This is a genomic window from Nocardia carnea, from assembly GCF_029868325.1.
Lineage (GTDB): Bacteria > Actinomycetota > Actinomycetes > Mycobacteriales > Mycobacteriaceae > Nocardia > Nocardia carnea_C.
Window position 1 is genome coordinate 1 of the sequence record NZ_JARWNW010000098.1, and the last position, 3,470, is coordinate 3,470.

Annotated in this window: 3 protein-coding genes; 1 reads left to right on the forward strand and 2 read right to left on the reverse strand. The window is 68.2% G+C overall.

Features of this window, described 5'->3' with window-relative positions; all coding sequences use genetic code 11:
- Window positions 1-304 precede the first annotated feature (304 nt).
- Both QH196_RS06595 and QH196_RS06600 read right to left on the reverse strand, forming a co-directional pair.
- Window positions 305-538, reverse strand: a complete 234-nt coding sequence (locus QH196_RS06595; protein WP_033246289.1) for a helix-turn-helix domain-containing protein — start codon at window positions 536-538, stop codon at window positions 305-307.
- An 82-nt stretch (window positions 539-620) separates the two neighbouring features.
- A complete protein-coding gene (locus QH196_RS06600) occupies window positions 621-2,291 on the reverse strand; it encodes an ABC-F family ATP-binding cassette domain-containing protein (protein ID WP_280414859.1) in 1,671 nt (556 codons plus the stop codon).
- 191 nt (window positions 2,292-2,482) lie between these two features.
- Between QH196_RS06600 and QH196_RS06605 the strand changes: the two genes are divergently transcribed.
- Window positions 2,483-3,247 (forward strand): SDR family oxidoreductase, encoded by a 765-nt coding sequence (locus tag QH196_RS06605; protein WP_280414860.1) that lies wholly within the window; start codon window positions 2,483-2,485, stop codon window positions 3,245-3,247.
- Window positions 3,248-3,470 lie beyond the last annotated feature (223 nt).

Genomic DNA, 3,470 nt, shown 5'->3' on the forward strand with positions numbered 1-3,470 from the left:
GGGTGATGCTGCTTACGGAACTTGACCTTGCGGGGCATCAGCATGGGTCAGCCCTCCTGCTTTTCTGCCGGGGGCTCGGCCACCGCGCTAGCGGCGCGCCCGGCCTCGGTGCTGGTCGCAGTGGTGCCGGTCCTGCGCAAAGAACTGGAATCGCGCCGCGACCCGGAATCGGCGCCCCCCCCGACGCATCAGGCGCGGGTCCCGGCCGAAAACCGCCACACCCCCACCCCGCCACCCCCCCCCCCCCGGGCCCCCCCCGCGCCCTTTTCTACCCCGGGCGCGGGGGCCTGCGAATACGGTGCAGTTAGCGGGCTTTACGACGGTTCGCGCCACCACGGCTGCGGAGCTGCACATGCGACTCCGTCAGCACATTGTGGATGAACCCGTAGGAACGCCCGGTCGCGCGTGCCAGCGACCTGATGCTCGCCCCTGCTTCGTATTGCTTCTTCAACTGGGACTGCAGGCGGTCGCGTGACTTTCCCGTGACGCGGGTGCCTTTACCCAATGTGCTCTTGCTCTGTACCGGCCTGTCGCCCATGGCTTCCTCCGAGTCGCCGAGCAGCGTCACTCTCAGGCTAAGCATTCGGCGAGCATCCGGCAATGAGTTCTTGTGATGAAACTCACGCGAGCTGAATCAATTCCAGGTACTCGGCCGACCAGTGGTCCTCGGTGCCGTCCGGGAGCAGGATCACGCGCTCCGGATTCAGGGCTTCGGCGGCGCCGGGGTCGTGGGTGACCAGGACGACCGCACCGGCGTAGGTGCGCAGCGCGTCGAGGACCTGTTCGCGGGAGATGGGGTCCAGGTTGTTGGTCGGTTCGTCGAGCAACAGCACATTCGCCGCCGAAGAGACCAGACCGGCCAGCGCCAGCCGGGTTTTCTCACCGCCGGACAGCGTTCCCGCGGGCTGATCGAGCTGCGGGCCGCTGAACATGAAGGCGCCCAGCAGACCGCGCAATTCCTGTTCGCCCGCATCGGGTGCCATGTGCCGGATGTTCTCCCACACGCTGGCCGCATCGTCGAGGGTGTCGTGCTCCTGCGCGAAGTACCCGACCTTCAGCCCGTGACCGGGCACCAGCGAGCCGCCGGTCGGCTCCTCGGTACCGCCGAGCAGCCGCAGCAGGGTGGTTTTACCGGCACCGTTGAGGCCCAGGACCACCACGCGACTGCCGCGGTCGATCGCCAGGTCCACCCCGGTGAAGATCTCCAGCGACCCGTAGACCTTGGTGAGGTTCTCCGCCATCAACGGGGTCTTACCGCAGGGCGCAGGCTCCGGGAACTTGATCCGCGCGACCTTGTCCGCCACGCGCACCTCGTCCAGTTCGGCGAGCAGCCGATCGGCGCGTTTGGCCATATTCTGGGCGGCAACGGCTTTGGTGGCCTTCGCACCCAGTTTGGCGGCCTGGGTCCGCAGCGCCGAGGCCTTCTTCTCGGCGTTGGCGCGTTCCCGTCGCCGCCGCTGTTCGTCGGTGGCGCGGGCATCGAGGTATTTGGTCCAGCCCATGTTGTACACATCGGCTTCCCCGCGGACGGCGTCGAGGAACCACACCTTGTTCACGACATCGGCGAGCAGGTCCACATCGTGGCTGATCACGATGAGCCCGCCGTCGTGGTTCTGCAGGAACCCGCGCAACCAGGTGATGGAATCGGCGTCCAGGTGGTTGGTGGGTTCGTCGAGCAACAGCATGGTGTCGGACCGTCCGCCGCTGCCGTCGGAGGCCGCGAACAGAATGCGGGCCAGCTCGATTCGCCGCCGCTGACCGCCCGACAGCGTCCGCAACGGTTGACCCAGCACGCGGTCCGGCAACCCCAGGCTGTGGCAGATCCGGGCCGATTCGCTTTCCGCGACGTAGCCGCCGAGCGCGGAGAAACGATCCTCGAGCCGCCCGTACTTGCGGACGGCCCGCTCACGTTCGGTGTCATCGGCCAGTTCGGCCATGAGCGCCTGCTGTTTCTCCATATCCCGGATCAGCGCGTCCAGGCCGCGCGCCTTCTCCATATCCCGGATCAGCGCGTCCAGGCCGCGCGCCGACAGCACCCGGTCGCGCGCCAGCACATCGAGATTGCCTTCGCGCGGATCCTGCGGCAGGTAGCCGATATCGCTCGACCGCATGATCGTGCCGGCGTACGGTTCACCTTCCCCGGCCAGGATGCGCAGGGTGGTGGTCTTACCGGCGCCGTTACGGCCGACCAGGCCGATCCGGTCGCCGGCCTGCACCCGCAACGCCGGTCCGGGCGCGGACAGCAGGGTACGGACGCCGGCCCGGACCTCGAGGTCGGTCGCGGTGATCACAGATATCTCCTCGGCAGCAGGTCGGGGGCGATGGTCCGGCGGGTTCGGGCGGAACTTTCCACCCATGATCGGCCGTATCCGGACACGGAACCACCGATTTTACCTGCCCGCGCGGTGACCCCGCCCGCTACGGCCCACGGCACCGCCGCTGCCGACCGGCAACCGTCTCGGACACGGTAACGTGCCCGGCTATGAGCACCGATCTGTTGGGTAAGAGCGCGCTGGTCTCCGGAGCCAGCCGGGGTATCGGTTTCGCGGTGGCCGCGGAGCTGCTGAGCCGGGGCGCAAACGTGCTGATCACCGCGCGCAAACCTGAACCGCTGGACAAGGCGGCCGCCGAACTGCGCGGATTGGGGCATCAGGGCGAGGTCATCGCACTGGCCGGTAACTCCGGCGACGCGGAGGCACGCGCGGCCGCGGTCCAGCGGGCGGTCACCGAATTCGGGTCGCTGGACATCCTGATCAACAACACCGGCATCAATCCGGTGTACGGCTCCCTGATGGAGGCAGATCTCGACGCGGTCCGCAAGATCTTCGATGTGAACGTCGTCGCCGCCCTGGGCTATATCCAGGAGGCGTACAAGGCGTGGATGGGCGAACACGGCGGCGCGGTGGTGAACGTGGCCAGCGTCGCCGGCCTGCGCTCCACCGGGGTGATCGCCGCCTACGGCGCCTCCAAGGCGGCGCTGATCCGGCTCACCGACGAACTCGCCTGGCAGCTCGGCCCGAAGATCCGGGTCAACGCGGTCGCGCCCGGGGTGGTGAAAACCAGTTTCGCGGATGCGCTGTACTCGGCCGACGAGGAGGCCGCGGCGCAGGTCTATCCGATGAAGCGGCTCGGTTCGCCGGAGGATGTGGCCCGGCTGATCGCGTTCCTGGCCTCGGAGCAGGCGCAGTGGATCACCGGCGAAACCGTGCGCGTCGACGGTGGCCTGCTGTCTACCGGAGGCCTCTAGCAACCGCGGATATCCGGGTACCCGGCGATGCTCGAGCAGCCACCGGTACTCGACCGGCCGGCGGTACCCCGGCCGCCGGAGATAGTCGAGGCGACCAGAGATAGCCGAGTTCGCTCGCTGCGGGGCCCCGCCCCGGGTTTTGGGGCGGCGCCGGCCCGGGTTTGGTTGGCCGCCCGTTTTTCCCCCCCACAGACGGCCCGGGGGGGCGGTTTTGTTTTACGTA

Bases quoted from the DNA above. Each gene is read 5' to 3' on its own strand.
- QH196_RS06595 (WP_033246289.1), bottom strand. From the start codon at position 538: ATGGGCGACAGGCCGGTACAGAGCAAGAGCACATTGGGTAAAGGCACC.
- QH196_RS06605 (WP_280414860.1), top strand. From the start codon at position 2,483: ATGAGCACCGATCTGTTGGGTAAGAGCGCGCTGGTCTCCGGAGCCAGC.